At 38.5% G+C, this 21,037-nt stretch carries 18 protein-coding genes; 13 read left to right on the forward strand and 5 right to left on the reverse strand.

Annotated features, from left to right (window positions below; translation table 11 throughout):
• Positions 1-138 precede the first annotated feature (138 nt).
• On the forward strand, positions 139-444 hold the full coding sequence (locus WA249_RS02655; protein ID WP_336166368.1) for a hypothetical protein: 306 nt from the start codon (positions 139-141) through the stop codon (positions 442-444).
• Between the two features lie 74 nt (positions 445-518).
• On the opposite strand, the gene WA249_RS02660 is transcribed toward WA249_RS02655, so the two are convergent.
• Positions 519-989, reverse strand: a complete 471-nt coding sequence (locus WA249_RS02660) for a hypothetical protein (RefSeq protein WP_336166369.1) — start codon at positions 987-989, stop codon at positions 519-521.
• 121 nt (positions 990-1,110) lie between these two features.
• Here WA249_RS02660 and WA249_RS02665 point away from each other — a divergent pair, with 121 nt between their 5' ends.
• The 6 genes from WA249_RS02665 to dapC all read left to right on the forward strand — a co-directional run bounded on the left by WA249_RS02665 (position 1,111) and on the right by dapC (position 7,905).
• Entirely contained in the window at positions 1,111-1,833 is a 723-nt protein-coding gene (locus tag WA249_RS02665; protein ID WP_336166455.1) for an AzlC family ABC transporter permease, read from the forward strand.
• A 1-nt stretch (position 1,834) separates the two neighbouring features.
• A complete protein-coding gene (gene ygaH / locus WA249_RS02670; protein ID WP_336166370.1) occupies positions 1,835-2,176 on the forward strand; it encodes an L-valine transporter subunit YgaH in 342 nt (113 codons plus the stop codon).
• A gap of 132 nt (positions 2,177-2,308) precedes the next feature.
• On the forward strand, positions 2,309-2,698 hold the full coding sequence (locus tag WA249_RS02675) for a tautomerase family protein (protein ID WP_336166371.1): 390 nt from the start codon (positions 2,309-2,311) through the stop codon (positions 2,696-2,698).
• Between the two features lie 103 nt (positions 2,699-2,801).
• Positions 2,802-4,019: a formate-dependent phosphoribosylglycinamide formyltransferase gene (gene purT, locus WA249_RS02680; RefSeq protein ID WP_336166372.1), complete on the forward strand. Its 1,218-nt coding sequence runs from the start codon at positions 2,802-2,804 to the stop codon at positions 4,017-4,019.
• Between the two features lie 27 nt (positions 4,020-4,046).
• The gene (gene glnD / locus WA249_RS02685) at positions 4,047-6,710 is read left to right on the forward strand and encodes a [protein-PII] uridylyltransferase (protein ID WP_336166373.1); all 2,664 of its coding nucleotides are present in this window, start codon (positions 4,047-4,049) and stop codon (positions 6,708-6,710) included.
• Between the two features lie 25 nt (positions 6,711-6,735).
• Complete coding sequence (gene dapC, locus WA249_RS02690; RefSeq protein ID WP_336166456.1) at positions 6,736-7,905, forward strand: succinyldiaminopimelate transaminase; 1,170 nt, start codon at positions 6,736-6,738, stop codon at positions 7,903-7,905.
• A gap of 58 nt (positions 7,906-7,963) precedes the next feature.
• On the opposite strand, the gene WA249_RS02695 is transcribed toward dapC, so the two are convergent.
• The 4 genes from WA249_RS02695 to msrB form a co-directional block, all read right to left on the reverse strand.
• A complete protein-coding gene (locus WA249_RS02695) occupies positions 7,964-8,596 on the reverse strand; it encodes a LysE family translocator (RefSeq protein WP_336166374.1) in 633 nt (210 codons plus the stop codon).
• A gap of 64 nt (positions 8,597-8,660) precedes the next feature.
• Positions 8,661-9,506 (reverse strand): AraC family transcriptional regulator, encoded by an 846-nt coding sequence (locus WA249_RS02700; RefSeq protein WP_336166375.1) that lies wholly within the window; start codon positions 9,504-9,506, stop codon positions 8,661-8,663.
• Positions 9,506-9,991 carry a glutathione peroxidase gene (locus WA249_RS02705; protein WP_336166376.1) on the reverse strand — a complete coding sequence of 162 codons (486 nt, stop codon included), beginning with the start codon at positions 9,989-9,991 and terminating at the stop codon, positions 9,506-9,508. The genes WA249_RS02700 and WA249_RS02705 overlap by 1 nt, the downstream gene beginning before the upstream one ends.
• Positions 9,988-10,407 (reverse strand): peptide-methionine (R)-S-oxide reductase MsrB, encoded by a 420-nt coding sequence (gene msrB / locus WA249_RS02710; RefSeq protein WP_016138453.1) that lies wholly within the window; start codon positions 10,405-10,407, stop codon positions 9,988-9,990. Before msrB ends, WA249_RS02705 begins: the two co-directional genes overlap by 4 nt.
• Positions 10,408-10,646: 239 nt before the next feature.
• On the opposite strand from msrB, the gene WA249_RS02715 reads away from it, so the two are divergent.
• The 6 genes from WA249_RS02715 (at position 10,647) to cysE (ending at position 21,027) form a co-directional block, all read left to right on the forward strand.
• Positions 10,647-12,077 carry a pyridoxal phosphate-dependent aminotransferase gene (locus WA249_RS02715; RefSeq protein ID WP_336166377.1) on the forward strand — a complete coding sequence of 477 codons (1,431 nt, stop codon included), beginning with the start codon at positions 10,647-10,649 and terminating at the stop codon, positions 12,075-12,077.
• A gap of 471 nt (positions 12,078-12,548) precedes the next feature.
• The gene (locus tag WA249_RS02720; RefSeq protein ID WP_336166378.1) at positions 12,549-13,856 is read left to right on the forward strand and encodes a dicarboxylate/amino acid:cation symporter; all 1,308 of its coding nucleotides are present in this window, start codon (positions 12,549-12,551) and stop codon (positions 13,854-13,856) included.
• Between the two features lie 684 nt (positions 13,857-14,540).
• On the forward strand, positions 14,541-15,608 hold the full coding sequence (locus WA249_RS02725) for an asparaginase (RefSeq protein ID WP_336166379.1): 1,068 nt from the start codon (positions 14,541-14,543) through the stop codon (positions 15,606-15,608).
• A gap of 199 nt (positions 15,609-15,807) precedes the next feature.
• A complete protein-coding gene (dnaE, locus tag WA249_RS02730) occupies positions 15,808-19,371 on the forward strand; it encodes a DNA polymerase III subunit alpha (RefSeq protein WP_336166380.1) in 3,564 nt (1,187 codons plus the stop codon).
• Positions 19,372-19,385: 14 nt separating this feature from the next.
• Positions 19,386-20,225 (forward strand): RNA methyltransferase, encoded by an 840-nt coding sequence (locus WA249_RS02735; RefSeq protein WP_336166381.1) that lies wholly within the window; start codon positions 19,386-19,388, stop codon positions 20,223-20,225.
• Complete coding sequence (gene cysE, locus WA249_RS02740; protein WP_336166382.1) at positions 20,218-21,027, forward strand: serine O-acetyltransferase; 810 nt, start codon at positions 20,218-20,220, stop codon at positions 21,025-21,027. The genes WA249_RS02735 and cysE overlap by 8 nt, the downstream gene beginning before the upstream one ends.
• The last annotated feature ends 10 nt before the right edge of the window (positions 21,028-21,037 follow it).

The raw sequence follows: 21,037 nt of genomic DNA on the forward strand, positions 1-21,037 counted from the left end.
AAATTAAATTAAAAAATCAGATAACACTGCAAAATAAAACATTGTTCAAACTCTATTTCACAAAATAAGTATTCCAAAACAGAAATTTTCATTTTACACTCAGACTGAGCAATAATACTCAAAAAGGCGCTGATTAACATGAAAAAATTATCAACAATTCTTACAGCAGGCGTATTGGCTATGTTAAGTGTTTCGGCATTTGCATGTCCAAAGGGAACTCAACTCCAAGGAGGAACTGGACCACATCATAAAGGCGGTAAATGTGTGGTTGTAAGCGGTAAAACTACTGCTCAAAAAACAAAAAAAGAAGCTATGAAAGATATGAATGAGAAGAAACATGCTGCAATGACTAGCGCAACTAACGCTAAACAAGAAGCAAATAAAGCTACTCATCAAATGAAACAAGATGCTGTAAAAACTACGAACACTGCGACAAAACCTTAATTAAGATTTACTCATTATCTTTTAAAAGCAAAAAAGCGAGATTCAAAATCTCGCTTTTTTTATATGCAGTCGCTCTATTTCGGAGAAGTATTTCCTAAATTTGGATTAGCAATCGCGTCCTTACACTGCTGTTTATTACGTTCATAATCAGCCTGTTTTTGAGCAACAGAATTTGCATTTTCTACCGTTTCGCGAGCCCAAACATCTAGACTCGTTAAAGCTTTACGGCAAAGCGCATATTTTCCTTCTGTCACTGAGTCCGTCATTTTTACATTAATACGCCAATCCGTACTCAATTGACGTAAAGGTTTACGAACTTTGTCATCGATTTGGCTCAGTTGCTTTTCATAAACCAAATGCTCAACCGTATTAATTAATGTCCATGCTTTTTGAGCATAAACAGTTGCATCATTGGTTAGTTTCGGTGCTGGCTTAATTTCTACTTTTTTTTCTGCACCTTGATTACCATTATCACAGCCCTGCAATGTAAAAATACCTGCACTCAATATGGCGATATAAACTAAACGAATCTTTGCGTTGAACATATCAAACTGCCGATTAAACATTTCGGCACTATGCTATTAAATTCGGCTACAATACTCAATCTTTCAAGTATTTTTATCATTTGGTTTATTGCCAAGGTGTATTGTGTCTAAACAACAATTGATGCCTGCCCAAACGGCAACTTTTTGGCAAGGCGCCAAAGATAGTCAAGCTATCGTACTCACCTATTTGCCCGTTTCTTTTGCCTTCGGTGTTTCTGCATCTCAGTTTGGTTTTACACCATGGGAAGCATTTTTTCTATCTTGCTCAATGTATGCTGGAGCCAGTCAGTTCTTAGTTGTTGCACTTTTAGCCAGTGGTTCATCTATATGGTTAACTGCATTAACAGTCATTGCACTTGATATTCGTCATGTGCTTTATGGACCAGCGCTATACAACCTGATTCCAAACAAATTAAATCTTAAAAAAACGGCGGTTTGGGCATGGGGCTTAACCGATGAAGTTTTTGCAAGTGGAATGATTCAACTGTCGCAACATCGTCAGCAATGGTCTGAATCTTGGATGTTAGGCTTAAGTCTATTTAGTTGGATGGCTTGGGCAACTGGCTCATTGTTAGGCGGATTATTTGCAGATCAGGTCACTCATCTTCCAAAATTTTTACAAGCAGCATTAGACTTTTTACTTCCAGCTTTATTTTTGAGTTTCTTGTTAGCGGCTTTTGAGCGAAAACATAGCCTTGTAGTCGCTGTATCTTTAGTCGTTTCAGCTTTAGCCTGCTATTGGATTAACTTATCTGCTGCCATTTTTATTGGCATTCTTTCAGGCATTTTAGCAGGCCTGTTTAAACATTATGTTTTAAGACAACAAGAAGAGGTCGAAGTTTAAAATGAACCTAGAGATTATTCTGGTCGGCATAATTGTGGGTATTGCTAATTTCGCCTCACGTTTTGGGCCATTCTTTGTTATACAAAAGCTGCAAGGTACACAGCAAAGACGCGGTTCAGTCTGGTTAAAAATTGCTTTGGGCTGTATTGGTATATCCGCAATTAGCGCCATGCTTGTCGTTGCCACTCTTCCACCACTTCTTAAAAATCCAGACAAGAGTTTCGCCATGCTTATCGGTTTTCTGGTTTTAGCAGGCCTTTATTTTAAATTTAAGAAAATTGTTCCAGCAACTTTAACTGCCGCAATTGTTTATGGCCTGATCTATACTTATTTACCTTTATAAATAGATAAACTCATCTTCCTTATATAAACTAAAACCTAGCCAGAAGCGTTTAAGATTGAAACTTCTGGTATGAAAAATCTAATTTTTTGAATTGATTAAAAAGATAACTTCATCTACCTATTAGAGATAAAAATGTCACAAATTAAAATTTACGCAAATGAACAAACGATTATGCAATATCGAGAATTACTTTCTCATGCCATACATCAAGCCCTCATTGAAGAATTGAAATATCCGGTTGAGAAAAGATTTCAACGTTTTATTAGCCTTAAATCGGGAAACTTTATTTATCCTTCTGACCGTAGCCAACACTACATCATCATTGAGCTTTCAATGTTTGCTGGCAGAAGTACTGAAGCCAAGAAAAGACTCATTCAAACTTTATTTCGTAATATTGAAGAACAATGCAAAATAGCTCCCCAGGATATTGAAATTACGATTTTTGAAACCCCTAAAGAGAATTGGGGTATACGCGGTAAAAATGCAGATGAGTTGCTTTTAAACTATCAAGTTAATATCTAAAAAAGTGACATCTTAATTGTCCGACAAAATTAATCTTTTTATGTGTCATAAAGCTTAACTCCATCATAAGTTCTGCTATGCTTAAAAAAATAATTTTGTCAGGATGATTCGCATGAGCGTGACACTCGGTACCCCACTTCAATCTTCTGCATTTAAAGTTTTATTGTTAGGTTCAGGAGAGCTTGGCAAAGAAGTTGTAATTTCTTTACAACGCCTTGGTGTAGAAGTACATGCAGCCGACCGTTATGATCATGCGCCAGCCATGCAAGTTGCACATTTTTCTTATGTGTTAAATATGGCGAATCCAACTGAGTTAAAACAGCTCATCGAGAAAATTAAACCGAATTTAATTGTTCCAGAAATTGAAGCCATCGCTACAGAAGTTTTGCTTGAAATTGAAGCGAGCCAAACTGCAACTGTTATTCCTTCAGCTAAAGCTGTAAACCTGACAATGAACCGTGAAGGTATTCGTCGTCTAGCGGCTGAAGAGCTTGGTTTACCTACCTCTGCTTACCGCTTTGCTGACTCTATTGAAAGCTTCCGCGCTGCTTGTGACGATATTGGTTATCCAAACTTTGTAAAACCCGTAATGTCATCTTCAGGTAAAGGCCAATCTCGTGTAAAAAGTTTCGATGAAGTCGATGCTGCTTGGGAATATGCGATGCAAGGTGGTCGTGTTAACCAAGGTACGGTCATTATTGAATCTCAAATTGACTTTGATTTTGAAATTACCTTACTTACAGTTCGTGCTAAAAATCCTGAAACGGGTGAAATCGAAACTCACTACTGTGACCCAATTGGTCACCGCCAAGATGCAGGTGATTATGTAGAAAGCTGGCAACCCCAACCTATGACCGTTCCTGCACTTGAAGAAGCAAAACGTATTGCGAATAAAGTGACAATAGCACTTGGTGGCTGTGGTATTTTTGGTGTAGAACTGTTTATTAAAGGCGACAAGGTCTGGTTTAGTGAAGTCTCGCCTCGCCCACATGATACAGGACTCGTGACTTTAGCGTCACAATTTCAAAGCGAATTTGAATTGCATGCTCGTGCTATTTTAGGATTGCCAGTGAATACGGCGCGCCATAGTGTTGCTGCAAGTGCAGTTATTTATGCTGGGGTTGATGCAAACAATTTAAGCTACAGCGGCTTAAATACGGCATTAGCTAATCCAAATACCGATTTACGTTTGTTTGGGAAACCAGAAGGTTTCAAACGTCGTCGTATGGGTGTTGCAACTGCTCGTGCAGAAAATACTGATCTTGCTCGTACTTTAGCGAAAGAAACCGCTGATCAAGTAAGCGTAAAAACCAACTCTTAATATTTACTTTTTGGTAGACCCATTTTCATGATCAATACATCGCCATTGCTGAACTACGTTACAAGCCATCATGATATTAAAGCCATTAATCAATGGCGAACGGATGTAGAAAAGCAATTGCAGGATTCATATGAAAATGGGCAATCTATTCGGGAAGTCATTAAAGCGCGCTCAGACCTCGTTGATGAAGCACTGATCTTTTTGTGGAAACATGCCGAACTTGACCAGACAGGACTAGGTCTTTTTGCTGTGGGTGGTTATGGGCGCCGTGAAATGTTGCCCTATTCCGACGTTGATATCATGATTTTATCCGAACATGAAATTAACGAAGAAAATGAAAAACGCATTTCTACATTCATTTCCTCTTTATGGGATGTTGGCAATTTCAAGCCTGGCATTAGCGTTCGCACCATTCAAAGCTGTGTTGAACAAGCTGCTACCGATTTAACTGTTGCAACTACACTCATTGAAGCTCGTTTAATTACGGGCAATAGTCAACTTGCAAAATGGCCGCGTCGTATTGTTTCACAAACGTGGACAGACAAAACATTTTTTGATGCAAAAATGGCTGAACAAGCTAAGCGTTACCACCAACACAACAATACTGAAAGCAATTTAGAACCAGATATTAAAAATGCACCGGGTGGCATTCGTGACATTAACCAGATTGGCTGGATTGCCAAGCGCCATTTCCGCGTAAACCGCATTTATGACTTAGTACATTTAGGTTTTATTTCAGAGTTTGAATTAACAGTTTTAGAAGAAGCTGAAAGTTTTCTTTGGGAAATTCGCCACCATTTACATCGTTTAGCGAAACGTGATGAAAACCGTCTTTTGTTCGATCATCAAAGAGAAATCGCTGCTCAATTTGGCTATGTTCGTCAAGAAGGTCAGCCTGTAAATTACGGTGTCGAGCAGTTCATGAAACGCTACTACCGTACAGCACAACAGGTTTCTACCCTCAATGAAATGTTGTTGGCCTATTTTAGCGAATCGGTCATTACTCCGCGTTTACCAAATTACGAACGTAAAATTGAAGTCGTTAATGATCACTTTAAGATTGTCGATAATAAACTTGCCGTACAGCACCACAAAATATTCGCAGAACATCCAAGTGCTATTTTAGAACTATTCTATATTTTAGCTAATCGACCAGATATTGAAGGTATCCGCGCTCGTACTTTACGCTTACTTATTCTTGCTGCAAAACGTATTAACCAAAATTTTCGAGATAACCCTGAGCATCAAGCACTATTCATGTCCATTATTCGCTCACCTTATCGTCTATACGATACTTTGGTAGCGATGAAGCGCTATGGTGTTTTAGGAAACTATATTCCTGCTTTTGGTCAAATTATGGGCCTTATGCAATATGACCTATTCCATATCTATACAGTCGATGCACATACATTATTATTACTGCGCAATTTAAACCGTTTTAAAGAACCTGAGTTTGCTAAAGAGTTTCCAGTTGTAAGCTCTGTTTTCCAACGTCTTGCACGTCAAGATATTGTATTTATTGCTGCATTATTTCATGACATTGCCAAAGGCCGCGGTGGAGATCATAGTGAACTTGGTGCAGAAGATGCAATCGAGTTTGGACGTGCGCACGGCTTTACAGAGCGTGAATGTAAATTAATTGCATGGCTCATTCACAATCATTTGCTCATGTCACTAACTGCTCAGAAAAAGGATATTTCCGATCCGGATGTCGTGAAAGATTTTGCCGAAAAACTTGGCGATATGGAGCATCTTGATTATTTATATACCTTAACAGTTGCAGATATTAATGCGACAAATCCAAAACTTTGGAACACATGGCGCGCATCTCTCATGCGTCAACTTTATACGCATGCCCGTGATGTCATTCGTACAGGTTTAAGCCGTCCTGTTGACTATCAAATGCTAATTGAAGATACCAAATTTGCCGCAAGTGAATTACTAGTAAATAACTTCTCATTGGCAGATGTCGAAAAAGTATGGCAAGAACTCGGTGATGAATACTTCATTAAAGAATCGGCAGATGAAATTGCATGGCACACTCAAGCAATTTTGAAACACGGCGATAATCCAGAGCCATTAGTACTGTTACGTGCTCATCGTAAAGCTGCCCAAGATGCTGTGCAAATCTTCATCTATACACGAGACCAACCCAACCTTTTTGCAACGACTGTGGCAGTTTTGGACCGTATGAACTTAGATGTTCAGGATGCAAAAATTATCACAGCAAGTACCGCATTTAGCTTAGATACCTATGTTGTGCTTGATCGCTTTGGTACATTACTAACAGACCCCGAACGCGAAGAAACAGTTAAAACTGCATTAGTGAAGGCGCTTAGTCAATCAGATCAATATCCAGGTCTCATGCAACGCCGTATTCCACGTCAACTACGTCATTTTGATATTGAAAATACAGTCGACGTTACATTGAATGAAGCGTTACAGCAAAACATGGTTGAAATTTCAACACTCGATCACCCCGGCCTACTTGCGCGTGTAGGTGGCTTATTTATGATGCAAGGTTTAGACATCCATTCAGCTAGAATTGCAACTTTAGGTGAACGTGCAGAAGATATTTTCTTTGTCACGAAAAAAGATGGAAAACCGTTAAATAACGAAGAGGTTAAACTCTTCTCGGAAAAGCTTAAAGCTGCATTAGATGAAGCATCTAATCAAATTTGTCAGCACTGAAACTCAACTACTTGGTAACTGTTTAATGAACTCTAGCTTGTCGTTATTGCACCCATATCCATTTGAAAAGTTAAACCAGCTTTTTAAGGATATCACTCCTGCTCATCTTCCCTTGATTCCTCTATCAATTGGCGAACCGAAGCACCCAGCACCAGAGTTTGTTAAACAGGCAATTATTGACAACTTCAATCATCTATCAACTTATCCAAACAGCAAAGGCTTACCCGAGCTTCGCCAAAGTATTGCAGACTGGCTCACTAAGCGTTTTAAACTTAATAGCATTAGTGCTGAAAACCACATTTTGCCAGTATCTGGTACGCGTGAAGGGATTTTCTCATTTGTTCAGGCGCTCATTAACCGTGAAGATGCACCGTATGTGGTAATGCCGAATCCGTTTTATCAAATTTACGAAGGCGCAGCTCTACTTGCGGGCGCAAAACCTTATTTCATCAATTGCACCGAAGAAAATGGCTATTTAGGTGATTTTGATGCTGTACCCGCAGAAGTATGGGAAAAAACTGCCCTTCTTTTTGTATGTACGCCGGGCAACCCAACTGGCACTGTGCTTTCTAAAGAACAATTCAAAAAGTTAATTGCCTTATCTGATCAATATAATTTTGTTATTGCTTCTGACGAATGTTATTCAGAACTTTGGTTCGATCAAGCACCTACTGGTTTATTAGAAGTTTGCGCAGAACTTGGTCGTGATGACTATAAAAACTGTGTCGTATTTCATTCACTTTCTAAACGCTCAAACTTGCCGGGTTTACGCTCAGGTTTTGTAGCGGGTGATGCAGAATTATTAAAACCATATTTGCAGTACCGTACCTATCATGGCGCAGCAATGCCTGTTCAACATCAACTTGCATCAATTGCGGCATGGAATGATGAAAGCCATGTTGAAGAAAACCGTAAGCAATATCGTGCAAAATTTGATTTATTCCAAACCGAACTAGGTCACTTATTACCTCTGCAAAAACCAGATGCGGGTTTTTATTATTGGTTAAAAGTCGATAATGATGAAACTTTTGCCAAGATGTTGATGGAAAAAGCCCATATTAAAGTTTTACCAGGTCGTTATTTATCTCGCGACACAGATCAAGGTAACCCAGGTGAAAATCATGTACGTATGGCTTTAGTCGCCGATTTAGCGCAATGCGAAGAAGTGGTTAAGCGTTTAAAAGCAATTCTTTAAGCATACATAAGTTGTATAGCCTTCACGATTATTTAGCATGAAGGCTATACAACCAACATTAACTATAAACAATGAGTAAGATTGCAAAAAATATAAAAGCCAGACTAGAGCAATAATATAAGCCTATCGCTGAACGTTTAATCAGTTCTAGAACCCGATTTTGAAGTAATAGACGAACTAACAATAAGTTCCAACCAAGCACAACTCCAGTCATCCATGTACTCATTAGCATTTTTTGAACTAAACTAAATTGATGCTGAATAAGCAGCATCAAGCTACTATAAAACATAATATTTTTGGGATTAAGAAGACTAGATTGTATTCCCAACATTAAGCTCTTAACTTTATCCTGATGTTGATGCTCTTGATCAGTCAACTCATTTTTTTCAGTAGCAAAAGTTAGGGTGCCAGACCGAGCAGCCTTAAAACAAAGATAACTCAAGTAAACCAAATACCCCGCTCCAAGCCACTTAAGTACTAAAAGAATGGTCGTACTCAAATTTCCAAGCAACATAAATCCAAACATACACGCCATCAAAATTAAGGCATTGCCAAACGTAATTCCTACAATGACACCGTAGGTGTAACGCGAACCCTTTTGCAAAAGGCTGGTGAGAATAAGAAAAAAATCAGGTCCCGGAGATAACAAAGCTAAAAAGTGAGTAAAGGCGATAACTAAAAAAACTTCCATAACGTTTTCATCTGTAAAACAATATGGAATAGCTTAAAAATAGAGAAAAATAATTTCTTGTAAATTATTGCGCGGCAGCAAGTTGGAACTGACGAGGAGTGATTCCTGTGTGAGCTTTGAAAGCTTTATGAAAATGGCTCTGATCACTAAAGCCTAAATTTACAGCCAACTCTACAAGAGGAATCCCTTGTTTTAGCTGGGCTCTGGCCTGATTAATCTTTAAATTAATTTGAAATGCATGGGGTGTTATACCAACATTGGCTTTAAATAGACGAATAATTGCATATCGACTAAGACCCACCCGCTGCGCAAGCTCTTCTAAAGAAATAAATTGTTCTGATGATTTAATAATATAAATTAAGTCCAAGAAGTCTTCATACAAATATTGAGTTTTCTGTATTTTTTCTAATATAAAATGAGGTAATAATAACTGTGTAAGGCAATGGATAAGCGACTGTTCTTTTTCAAGAATCAATTTTTGATAGTCAAATAAAGTTTGATTCATACCAGAAAAAGCCCGATATAAAGACTCATCTTTAATAATGAGAGGTCTATGCTGGGGCAAATTTAAATCAAAACCCTCTTTTTGAAACTCGGCATACCATTGATTCAGCCAAGATATATCCAGATGCAGCATCTGGTAACTCCAAGCCTGATCAGGTAATGGGTTACAAGAATGTTCAATGTGGGCAGGCACAATGACTAATGTGCCTGCAGAAATCTTTTGTGCTGTACCAAATGAGCTTTGAAAAACGCTATTCCCTTCGTCTATAGCTCCAATTGAAAATGTTGGATGACTATGAGATTTATAACATGTTCGACTAAAACAAGATCTTCTGGTTTCAACATAAGGCATTCGCCCATCTTGCCAAAACTCAAAAGCCTGAGGAATAGCGTTCATTGAATTCATTAACTTGCTAATGCTTTTTCAATATCAGCTTCTAATGCTTCTGGTTTAGTTGTAGGAGCATAGCGATTTAGCACAGCGCCATCCCTCCCTACCAAAAACTTAGTGAAGTTCCACTTAATACTGCTACTGCCTAAAATCCCTTTAGCTTCACGTGTCAAATATCTAAAAATCACATGGGCTTCTGGACCTTTTACATCAACTTTTGCAAACATTGGGAATTTCACCCCATAGTTGCGCTGGCAGAACGTACCGATCTCTTTATTGTTACCCGGATCTTGCCCCCCAAACTGGTTGCAGGGAAACCCCAAAACTTCCAAGCCTTGATCTTTATATTTCTCATAAAGTTTTTCAAGGCCCGCAAATTGTGGTGTAAAACCACATTTACTTGCAGTATTTACAATTAGTAAAACTTTACCTTTGTAATCAGCTAATTGCTTAACTTCACCCTCTAACAGTTCAGCTTCAAACTGATAAATATTACTCATGGATAGGTTTCCTCATCATTTTTTTCTTGTGATTTAAGTTGTAATGATGCCGAGTTTACACAATAGCGCAAACCAGTCGGCTGTGGTCCATCTTCAAAAACATGCCCTAAATGGGCTTCGCAATCATGACAAATAATTTCTGTTCTGACCATACCATGCGATAAATCGTCATGTTCTTCAATTGCAGTTGGCTCAATCGGTTTAAAGAAGCTAGGCCAACCACAACCACTGTCATATTTAGTATCTGATGAGAACAATTCTGCGCCGCAGCAACGGCAGACATAGGTACCATGTTGCTTAGTATTCCAGTATTGCCCCGTAAATGCAGCTTCAGTGCCCTTTTGTCGTGTGATCCGATACTCTTCTGGTGATAACTCTCTTTGCCATTCCCGGTCTGTTTTATTGACTTTTCCCATGACATGCACCTTTATTCTGATGTAAACATTTCTGATGATTGAGTTTTTATATTTACGCCATTCATCACAAAAACACTAGTCTCTGAACGTAAAATTTGTTGGAATTTAATCATCTAAGTAATAGAAAGCAAAAAGTAAGCAAAATGCAAAATCAAAAGTAAGCAGATTTATGTTTTATTTTCTTCCAAGGAAGCAAAGATGGTGCTATTCTTGTTTGGCACGGTTGTATAGGACAAAACATGTCTCAGAAAAAAAGTGTGCTTTTCCAGCAACTATTACCAGTTATCAAACAGTATCAGCAATCGGGCTTTACCCATGAAAAAATTGTTGAATTACTAAAAGATCAACACGATCTAAATTTGGTAACAGTTAAAACATTTAAAAGTTATTTATACCGATATGCAAAAGTGAATCCAGCTATGTCTAAAAATACTGCTACTCTCCAATCCATGCCAACTTCTCGAGAAATAAAGAAATCATCGAAGCTTGAGCATGTTTGCTATGACATTCGCGGACCAGTATTACGAGCCGCCAATGAAATGGAAGAGCAAGGACATAAAATCATCAAGCTAAATATCGGCAACCCTGCTCCATTTGGTTTTGAAGCCCCACAAGAAATTATTAATGATGTTGCTTTAAATCTACCAAATGCGATTGGTTATGTTGACTCAAAAGGTATCTTTCCAGCACGTAAAGCTATCTGCCAGTATTACCAACAAAAAGGCATCCTAAATATGCACGTGAATGACGTGTATATTGGTAATGGCGTGTCTGAACTCATTGTTATGGCGATGCAAGGCTTGCTTGACGATGGCGACGAAATGTTGATTCCAATGCCGGACTACCCGCTTTGGACAGCAGCTGTTAATCTTTCAGGTGGTACAGCAATTCACTATAAATGTGATGAAGAAAATAGCTGGTATCCAGATATTGCTGATATTGAAAGCAAGATTACACCGAATACTCGCGGTATTGTCATCATTAACCCGAACAACCCTACTGGTTCAGTTTATCCACGTCATATTCTTGAACAGATTGTAGTGCTTGCAAAAAAATATGATCTAATTTTATTTGCTGATGAAATTTACGACAAAATTATTTATGACGGTATTGAACATGTTTCAGTAGCTTCATTAGCGGGTGATCAGCTTTGCGTATCTTTTAATGGTCTATCAAAAGCTTATCGTATTGCAGGTTTCCGTTCAGGCTGGATGGCAATTACCGGAGATAAAAGCCGCGCTGCTGACTATATCGAAGGTTTAGATATGTTGGCATCAATGCGTCTATGTGCAAACGTTCAGGCTCAATATGCGATTCAAACTGCTTTAGGTGGTTATCAATCAATTAATGACTTGATTCGTCCGGGTGGACGTTTGTACGAACAGCGTAATATTGCTTGGGAAATGCTAAATGAGATTCCTGGGGTAAGTTGCGTTAAACCAGAAGGTGCAATGTATTGTTTCCCACGACTTGATCCTAACATTTACCCAGTCGAAGACGATGAAAAGTTAATGTTAGATTTACTTCGTGCCGAAAAAGTACTTTTAGTACAAGGAACAGGTTTTAACTGGCCAACTCCAGACCATTTCCGCGTGGTTTTCTTACCAGCAGAAAATGAATTACGTGAAGCGATGAGTCGTTTAGCTCGTTTCTTAGCAAATCGCCGTTAAAAAATGCATAATAAAAAAGGCATCTTAAATTAGATGCCTTTTTTATTAATTCTATTTTATTACTTTTAAAAAGAACAATTACAAACGCTCTCCACTTCTTGCGGATTCAAAAACAACACCTTGAAGTTAAATATTTTTATTGAAAATTTCATTCTTTTAATCTTTAAATTCAGTTTAAAAATTTATTTATATATTTTTACCATACGTTTAAATTCATGTTTAATTTCGCATTTACCTAAATTCTTATTATGCAAAAAATGCATGGATCAATATATTTTTGCATTTCACACTGCTTCAAAATCGAGCAACAATCCTTTTCCATAACAACATCACCTATTCGATTCGGTTAAAACAGATACAGATATCTAGGAAGATAAAATCAGTAGAACGACCGGACTGAACTAACAAGGAAAGCTTTCAATCATTCAAATCCCATCAAAGAATGATTGAATCAAATGGATAGAGGTTCATATGAAGCAAAAGAAATTGCTCAAGTATATTGTTATTGCTATTTTACTTGGCGTCCTAACAGGTTGGATTTGTCATCACTTTTTCAATGAAGGTGAACAACTCAAACAGATCGCTTCTTATTTCAGCATCGCTACAGACATCTTTTTACGTCTCATCAAAATGATTATTGCTCCATTGGTATTTGCCACAATTGTTTCAGGCATTGTATCAATGGGGAAATCAACATCGATCGGCAGTATCACTCTCAAGTCAATGACTTGGTTTATTACTGCTTCGTTTGTATCACTTGCCATCGGTATGGGTTTAGCAAATTTTTTCCAACCTGGTGCAGCTTTACATTTAGCACTACCGACAGCTCAACAACTTAGTGGCGCTTCTCTCCCAGCGACCACTGGTTTTACTCTGCAATCATTCTTAAGTCACGTTTTTCCACGCAGCATTGCCGAAGCAATGGCAAATAATGATATTTTACAAGTCCTTGTTTTTGCTATTTTCTTCGGTTCTGCACTCGCTTTTATAAACCAAGGCAACGAAAAAGATTCAGTTATTGTTCGTTTGACTGAAGAACTTAGCAAGATCATGTTCCGTATTACCGATTACGTCATGATGTTTGCACCTTTTGCGGTATTTGCTGCAATTGCTTCAGCAATTACAGTACAAGGTTTAGGCTTAATTGTTGACTACGGTATTTTAATCGCTGAGTTCTATTTCGGTCTTCTATTACTTTGGATCGTTTTGTTCTCTGTTGGTGCAATCGTACTTAAAAAAGACATTTTCCGCCTTGGCAAATTAATTCGTGAACCTGTAACTCTTGCTTTTGCTACAGCTTCAAGTGAATCTGCCTACCCTAAAGTAATGGATGCACTCAATAAATTTGGTGTACCCAAAAAAGTGACGAGCTTTGTATTACCGCTGGGTTATTCATTTAACCTAGATGGCTCAATGATGTACACCACATTTGCAGTACTGTTTATTGCTCAAGCCTACAATATCGACCTTAGCTTCACTCAACAAATCTTAATTCTATTAACCCTGATGGTTACAAGTAAAGGTATTGCGGGTGTATCACGAGCTTCTATTGTGGTTATTTCAGCAACACTCACCATGTTTCACTTACCTGAAGCAGGCATTCTCTTATTACTTGGTATCGATCAGTTTCTTGATATGGGCCGTACTGCAACAAACGTAGTAGGTAACAGTATTGCTACTGCTGTTGTTGCCAAGCTTGAAGGTGAAAAAGTAGCTGACATTGAAGAGGTACCAGAACCTGTCTTAATTAAATCAACTCAAGAACAAACGACCGCTTAAGTTTCTCTTTTCTCCCGCTCTCCCAGCTTAAGAGCAATTTTATATGACCTTATAAAATTGCTCTTTTTTTTATTCTAAAATTAAACAATAAAAATTTATCTATATTTTCATATTAAATAATAGACCCAATAATGCATTTTAACTCCTATTAAATTTCCTCAAATCAAACCTTAAAAATAGAATAAAAAACACTCAAACAGCATTTATATTTTCAGAAATAAATATCAAGTGATTAAATTTTAATTGATTTTATTGCAAGTTAATTATATTAAACTATTGAAATTATTATTTAGTTTATCTACCGAAAAATCAACATTATATTATTCTAAAATAATGATATATAAAATCAATATGATATAAATAACAAATGGTAAATAAACTTCCTATTTCACCCATTATTTTTTGATTTTATAATGATATAAAAATCATTTGCTTTCTTTATATTAAAAAGTAAACAAATCGAGATAAATTAGAAAAACTTAATAGATTTTTTATTTTATTCATGATATTTATTAACGCTGAATTAAAGCAATGACTAAGTAATTGTTGGTACAACAAAATGCTATTCAGGGATGCTTCTTATTCAGCAAGTTACGAATATGCTTTACATGGTATGTATTTTGCTTAGGAAAAGCAGGCGTATTCGGCAAACTTCTACTTCGTCACTTCATAAGGATATTTTCGATGTTGACTAAAACTGTTAAATCTTTAGGTTTAGCGATGGGCTTATTGGCCTGCTCTCTCCCACTTTACGCAAAAAACAATGTTGTTGTCGTTGCTACTGGCGGTACAATCGCTGGTGCTGGCGCAAGCTCAGCAAATAGTGCAACTTATACAGCAGCAAAAGTTCCAGTTGATGCTTTAATCAATGCAGTGCCACAAATCAAAGATTTGGCAAATGTAAGTGGTATTCAAGCATTACAGGTCGCTTCTGAAAGTATTACTGACAAGGAATTATTACAAATTGCTCGTCAAGTAAATGATCTTGTTAAGAAACCATCTGTTAACGGTGTCGTAATTACTCACGGTACAGATACTTTAGAAGAAACAGCATTTTTCTTAAATCTTGTTGTTCACACTGACAAACCTATTGTGGTAGTTGGTTCAATGCGTCCTTCAACTGCACTTTCAGCAGATGGACCACTTAACCTTTATAGTGCAGTGGCTTTAGCAGCTTCTGATGATGCAAAAAATAAAGGCGTTATGGTTCTCATGAACGACTCTATTTTTGCTGCACGCGATGTAACTAAAGGCATTAACATTCATACAAATGCTTTTGTTAGCCAATGGGGCGCTTTAGGTACATTAGTAGAAGGCAAACCATACTGGTTCAGACAGTCTGTTAAACGTTTTGCAAATGCTTCAGAATTTAATATTGAAAATATTAAAGGTGATGCACTTCCTCTAGTACAAATCGTTTACGGTTCAGACTCTATGCTTCCTGATGCTTATGAAGCATATGCAAAAGCTGGCGCAAAAGCGATTATCCATGCTGGTACAGGTAACGGTTCTGTTGCGAACTATATCGTTCCAACTTTACAAAACCTTCATGACAAAAACGGCATTCAAATTATCCGTTCATCACGTGTACCACAAGGTTTCGTATTACGTAATGCTGAACAACCTGATGATAAATATGGTTGGGTAGCTGCTCATGACTTAAACCCTCAAAAATCGCGTCTTCTTGCAGCGTTAGCTCTTACCAAGACTAATGATGCTAAAGAAATTCAACGCATGTTCTGGCAGTACTAAGTTTTTCAACCAGCTCAAACCTTGGTGTTTGAGCTGGTCATATTTTATAAAAATAATGTCTTTTATATTAAATCTGTACAATAGATGTTCAACTCATTCTTCTTAAATAATAAAATCCTTAACAGTTTGCCAAAATATTAACCATTTCCTTTTAACTTTGCGTGTTAAACTATGTTTCGGTCGCATTAAGGATTGGTTTATGCAGTTTGTTCATCTAGGTATTTATACAGAATTTTCGATTACAGAGTCGATAGTTCGCATACCTGACTTGGTCAATGCTGCGGTTAAAGACCAAATGCCTGCGTTGGCATTAACTGACCTCTCTAACCTCCATGCGGCGGTAAAGTTTTATAACTCTTGTTTAAAAAAAGGTATTAAGCCTCTTTTAGGTAGCACGATTCGCCTTGATGATGCTCAACACCGTGCAACATTGCTTGCAATGAGTGATGTTGGCTGGAAAAGTCTTACCGAAATCGTTTCACGCGGTTTTATTGAAGGACAACAGCTCAGTATTCCATGCGTGCAAAAAGAATGGGTACTTGAACAACATCAAGATATTATCGTTTTACTTGGCCAGCATAGTGATGTTGGTCAGATGCTTTGCTCATCTAACCCGCAAAAAGCGGCTCCCCTTTTAGAAGCATGGCTCGAAAAGTTTGGTAACCGTGTTTATCTTGCTTTAACACGTACCGACCGTCCCGGTGAAGAAGACTTTATTCAAGAAGCAACTAAACTTGCTGCACAATATAATGTTGGTGTCGTTGCACATAATGATGTGCACTTTGTAGAAAAAGAAGATTTCGAAGCACACGAAGCACGTGTTTGTATCGCTGATGGTTATGTACTAGCAGATAATCGCCGTCCACGCATATATAGTCCTGAGCAGCACTTTAAAACCTCAGATGAAATGATCGAATTGTTTTCCGATATTCCTAGTGCTATCGAGAACACCTATCATATTGCTAAACGTTGCAACGTTAAACTGCAACTCGGTACTTACTTTTTACCTGACTATCCAATTCCAGATGGTTTTACCATCGACACTTATTTTGAACATTTATCTAAAGTAGGTTTGGAAGAGCGCTTAAATTATCTTTACCCTGTTGAAAAACGTGGTGAAGATTGGCCAGAGATTCGTAAGCCTTACGATGAACGAATTGATTATGAAGTTGGTATTATCCTGAAAATGGGTTTCCCTGGATACTTCCTCATTGTCATGGACTTCATTCGATGGGCAAAAAGTAATGGTGTTCCTGTTGGTCCAGGACGTGGTTCAGGTGCAGGTTCATTAGTCGCCTATAGCTTAGAAATTACTGACCTTGACCCTCTTCGTTACGATCTACTCTTCGAACGTTTCTTGAACCCAGAACGTGTATCGATGCCTGATTTTGACGTCGATTTCTGTATTGCCGGACGTGACCGCGTTATTGATTACGTATCACGTACTTATGGTCGCGAAGCCGTTTCACAAATTGCAACTTTCGGAACCATGGCAGCAAAAGGTGCAATCCGTGACGTTGCGCGTGTATTGGGTAAATCTTATGGTTTAGCTGACCGTATTTCAAAAATGGTGCCTACTAAACCGCTCGGTGTGGATTTAGCTACCGCTATTGATATGGAACCTCAGCTTAAAGATATTGTGACCAATCCATCTAACCCAGATAACGACGATGCAAGCGAAATCTGGGAAATGGCATTAAAATTAGAAGGTGTAACCCGAAATACAGGTAAACATGCCGGAGGTGTAGTCATTGCACCCGGTAAAATTACCGATTTCTCGGCTGTACTTTGTGATGCAGATGGAACAAACCGTGTTGCTCAATATGATAAAGACGATGTAGAAGCAGCGGGTCTGGTCAAGTTCGACTTCTTGGGCTTACGTAACTTAACCGTTATTGAAGACGCGATTCAAAATATTAATAAAAACCGCGACAGTAATGATCAACTCAATATCTTGCATGTTCCCCTAGACGACGCTAAAGCCTACTCTGTCTTTGCCGATGCAAATACGACAGCGGTATTCCAGTTTGAATCCGTCGGCATGAAACGGATGCTTAAAGAAGCACGTCCAAGCAAATTTGAAGAAATTATTGCGTTCGTATCCTTGTATCGTCCGGGTCCAATGGACCTAATTCCTGACTTTATTCACCGTATGCATGGCGGAGATTTTGAATATCTCCATCCTCTTTTAGAAGGTGTATTAGAACCAACTTACGGGATTATGGTTTATCAAGAACAGGTAATGCAAGCTGCACAGATCTGTGCAGGTTATACACTAGGCGGTGCAGATTTATTACGCCGTGCAATGGGTAAAAAGAAACCCGAAGAAATGGTTAAGCAGCGCCAAATTTTCTTAGAAGGTGCTGCTGAAAAAGGGATTGATGAAAGCACAGCCAACCATATCTTTGACTATATGGAAAAGTTTGCAGGCTATGGTTTTAATAAATCTCACGCCGCTGCTTATGCCCTAGTTGCCTACCACACTGCGTGGTTAAAAGCTCATTACCCTGCCGAGTTTATGGCAGCGGTAATGACATCGGAAATGCAAAACACCGACAGTGTTGTATTCTTGATTGATGACTGTCGAAATAATAATCTTGAAGTCTTACCACCATCAGTCAACATGTCGACTTATCATTTCCATGCAAGTAATGATAAAACGATTGTTTACGGTTTAGGTGCCATTAAAGGCGTTGGCGAACAAGCAATGCAGTCAGTCATTGACTCTCGTCGACAATTGGGTGCTTATACAGATCTATTCGATTTTTGCCATCGTATTGATTTGAAAAAAATCAATAAACGTACTCTTGAAGCTTTAATTCGCGCGGGTGCACTCGACTGCCTGGGAATTGAACGAGCAAGCTTAATGGCACAATTGCCAGAAGCTGTTCAAGCTGCCGATCAAGCTCGAAGTAATCGTGAAAGCGGTATTATGGATTTATTTGGTGAGGTTGAAGAAGTTCAGCGTAAGCCAGCTAAACCAGTAAAACCTTGGAGTGATGAGGTTCGTCTCAAAGGCGAAAAAGATACACTTGGTTTATATTTAACGGGACATCCAATTGATGTTTACCGACAAGAACTCAAATCTTTTATTCCCGTAAAACTAAATGAAATTACCGCTACACGTCGTGGTGTTACAACGGTTTATGCGGGATTGGTCATTGATGTCGCAAACTTCCCGAACCGTGTGGTTATTGTACTAGATGATGGCACAGCACGTATTGAAGTCAGCTGTAACCATGAACGCTTCCAACGTTTTAAAGATATCGTCCAAGTGGAGCGTGTTGTGGTTTTCGAAGGCGAAATCTATGAACGAGAAGGCTTTGACCGTCCAATGGGGCGTTTAACCAAAGCTTTCACATTAAATGAAATAAGACAAAAACGTGCTAACAGTATTCAAATCAAATTAACAGAAGAGTTCATGCAGCCAACCTTGGCAAAAGATCTACAAAACATGATCTTGCCATTTTGCAATGTAGATATGCATCAACATATCACTCTACAGTTACAGATTGATCAACCCTATGCTCAAGCCGAACTTCAGTTTGGTTCGCAATGGAAAGTCGCTCCTCTAGACGAATTACTTGCTAAACTCAGAGATTATTTTGGTAAAGATAATATCTATATTGAATATCAAGTAAAGTCGAAAGCAGCTAAAGCAGCAGACCCTGTTCGTCCACATGCTGTTGCCTCTCCGCCTGCGGGTATGTCTATGGACGATGCATTGGATTTATACCAAAGCGAAGTTTCTCAATATTCGTAATTTCTGGAAATCTTATGAGTTCGTTTGACCACACCACCGTGTCAAAACAATTAGCACAAGTGCGTATTGTCATGGTAAATACGACGTTGCCTGCCAATATTGGTAGTGCTTTACGTGCCATGAAAACAATGGGACTAATTAAATTAGTTCTCGTAGCACCAAAAACATATCCTCATCCAGATATACAAGCGCTTGCTGCGGGTGCTCAAGATTTATTTGAACATCTTGAGATTGTAGAAACCTTAGAAGATGCGATTAAAGATTGTCATTTAGTATTTGGAACAAGTGCTCGTAGTCGCACCATTCCTTGGCCTTTGCTTGATGTTCGACCTGCGGCTAAAGAAGCTATTAAGGCAACTGCTCAAGGACAACAAATTGCTATTGTTTTTGGCCGTGAAGACCGTGGTTTAACTAACGAAGAATTAGCACTGGCAAACTACCATTTAACGATTCCTGTTAATCCAGACTATGGCGTATTAAATGTTGCGCAAGCAATTCAGGTTGTATGTTACGAACTTCGAATGTCTGCTCTTGAGCAAGAGAAAGTCGATCAGAATGTAGATGAAATGCCATTAGTGCAAGGCCAAAGCATGCAATGGGATGAACCTTTGGTGACTCAGCAACAAATGGAAGAGTTTTATCCTCATCTTGAAAAAATGCTGACTGAAATTGAATTTTTAGATCCAGAAAATCCACGTTTATTACCTTTACGCTTGCGTCGTTTATTTGGTCGTATACAATTAGATCGTATGGAATATCATTTACTTCGCGGTATTTTTAGTCGCGTGCAAGCTTTAACAAGTGGTAAATGGAAAAAAGCATTATCTGACAAGGAGGATCAACCCAATGCTTAAGCAGCTTAAAGAAGATATAAAGGCTGTATTTGCGCGAGATCCTGCTGCCCGCAATACACTTGAAGTTCTTACGACTTACCCAGGTATTCATGCAATTATGATGCATCGTGTTGCGCATGAATTATGGCAAAAAGATTGTAAAGGTGCAGCTCGTCTACTCTCTTCATTTAGCCGTTTTGCAACAGGAATTGAAATTCATCCTGGCGCTAAAATTGGTAAGCGTTTTTTTATTGATCATGGCATGGGTGTTGTGATTGGTGAGACTGCTGAAATTGGTGATGATGTTACGCTTTATCATGGGGTTACCTTAGGTGGTACCACATGGAAGACTGGTAAACGCCATCCAACGTTAGAAGACGGTGTTGTTGTTGGTGCCGGTGCGAAAATTTTGGGTCCATTTACCGTAGGTAAAGGTGCCAAAGTCGGTTCAAATGCTGTAGTGACCAAAGCTGTTCCTGCTGGTGTGACTGCTGTAGGGAACCCTGCTCGCTATATCTATAAAGATGCCGACAAAAATAAAGATGAAGAACGTCGCCGCGATTATGCACAAAGTATTGGTTTTGCCCCATATGCGACAACTGCTGATCAGTCAGACCCTATTTTAGAGGGTATGCGCGTTTTACTTGATCGCATTCAGCATAATGAAACACGCATGAATAATTTATGTCAGCGTTTATCAGACCTAGATCCTAGTTTCAAAAAAGAAAGCCAAGATGAACAACCTTTTAGTGATGAAGAGCTAAAAATTCTTGAAGAAGTGCGTCGCGAATGTGGTGCACAAAACAAGGCATCAAAAACGTAATATTCTTGAT

The sequence above is a fragment of the Acinetobacter sp. 161(2023) genome (assembly GCF_037027805.1).
Taxonomy (GTDB): domain Bacteria; phylum Pseudomonadota; class Gammaproteobacteria; order Pseudomonadales; family Moraxellaceae; genus Acinetobacter.

Coding starts and splice junctions, on each gene's coding strand:
- WA249_RS02655 (WP_336166368.1), top strand. CDS start 139: ATGAAAAAATTATCAACAATTCTTACAGCAGGCGTATTGGCTATGTTA.
- WA249_RS02660 (WP_336166369.1), bottom strand. CDS start 989: ATGTTCAACGCAAAGATTCGTTTAGTTTATATCGCCATATTGAGTGCA.
- WA249_RS02665 (WP_336166455.1), top strand. CDS start 1,111: ATGCCTGCCCAAACGGCAACTTTTTGGCAAGGCGCCAAAGATAGTCAA.
- ygaH (WP_336166370.1), top strand. CDS start 1,835: ATGAACCTAGAGATTATTCTGGTCGGCATAATTGTGGGTATTGCTAAT.
- WA249_RS02675 (WP_336166371.1), top strand. CDS start 2,309: ATGTCACAAATTAAAATTTACGCAAATGAACAAACGATTATGCAATAT.
- purT (WP_336166372.1), top strand. CDS start 2,802: ATGATTCGCATGAGCGTGACACTCGGTACCCCACTTCAATCTTCTGCA.
- glnD (WP_336166373.1), top strand. CDS start 4,047: ATGATCAATACATCGCCATTGCTGAACTACGTTACAAGCCATCATGAT.
- dapC (WP_336166456.1), top strand. CDS start 6,736: ATGAACTCTAGCTTGTCGTTATTGCACCCATATCCATTTGAAAAGTTA.
- WA249_RS02695 (WP_336166374.1), bottom strand. CDS start 8,596: ATGGAAGTTTTTTTAGTTATCGCCTTTACTCACTTTTTAGCTTTGTTA.
- WA249_RS02700 (WP_336166375.1), bottom strand. CDS start 9,506: ATGAATTCAATGAACGCTATTCCTCAGGCTTTTGAGTTTTGGCAAGAT.
- WA249_RS02705 (WP_336166376.1), bottom strand. CDS start 9,991: ATGAGTAATATTTATCAGTTTGAAGCTGAACTGTTAGAGGGTGAAGTT.
- msrB (WP_016138453.1), bottom strand. CDS start 10,407: ATGGGAAAAGTCAATAAAACAGACCGGGAATGGCAAAGAGAGTTATCA.
- WA249_RS02715 (WP_336166377.1), top strand. CDS start 10,647: ATGTCTCAGAAAAAAAGTGTGCTTTTCCAGCAACTATTACCAGTTATC.
- WA249_RS02720 (WP_336166378.1), top strand. CDS start 12,549: ATGAAGCAAAAGAAATTGCTCAAGTATATTGTTATTGCTATTTTACTT.
- WA249_RS02725 (WP_336166379.1), top strand. CDS start 14,541: ATGTTGACTAAAACTGTTAAATCTTTAGGTTTAGCGATGGGCTTATTG.
- dnaE (WP_336166380.1), top strand. CDS start 15,808: ATGCAGTTTGTTCATCTAGGTATTTATACAGAATTTTCGATTACAGAG.
- WA249_RS02735 (WP_336166381.1), top strand. CDS start 19,386: ATGAGTTCGTTTGACCACACCACCGTGTCAAAACAATTAGCACAAGTG.
- cysE (WP_336166382.1), top strand. CDS start 20,218: ATGCTTAAGCAGCTTAAAGAAGATATAAAGGCTGTATTTGCGCGAGAT.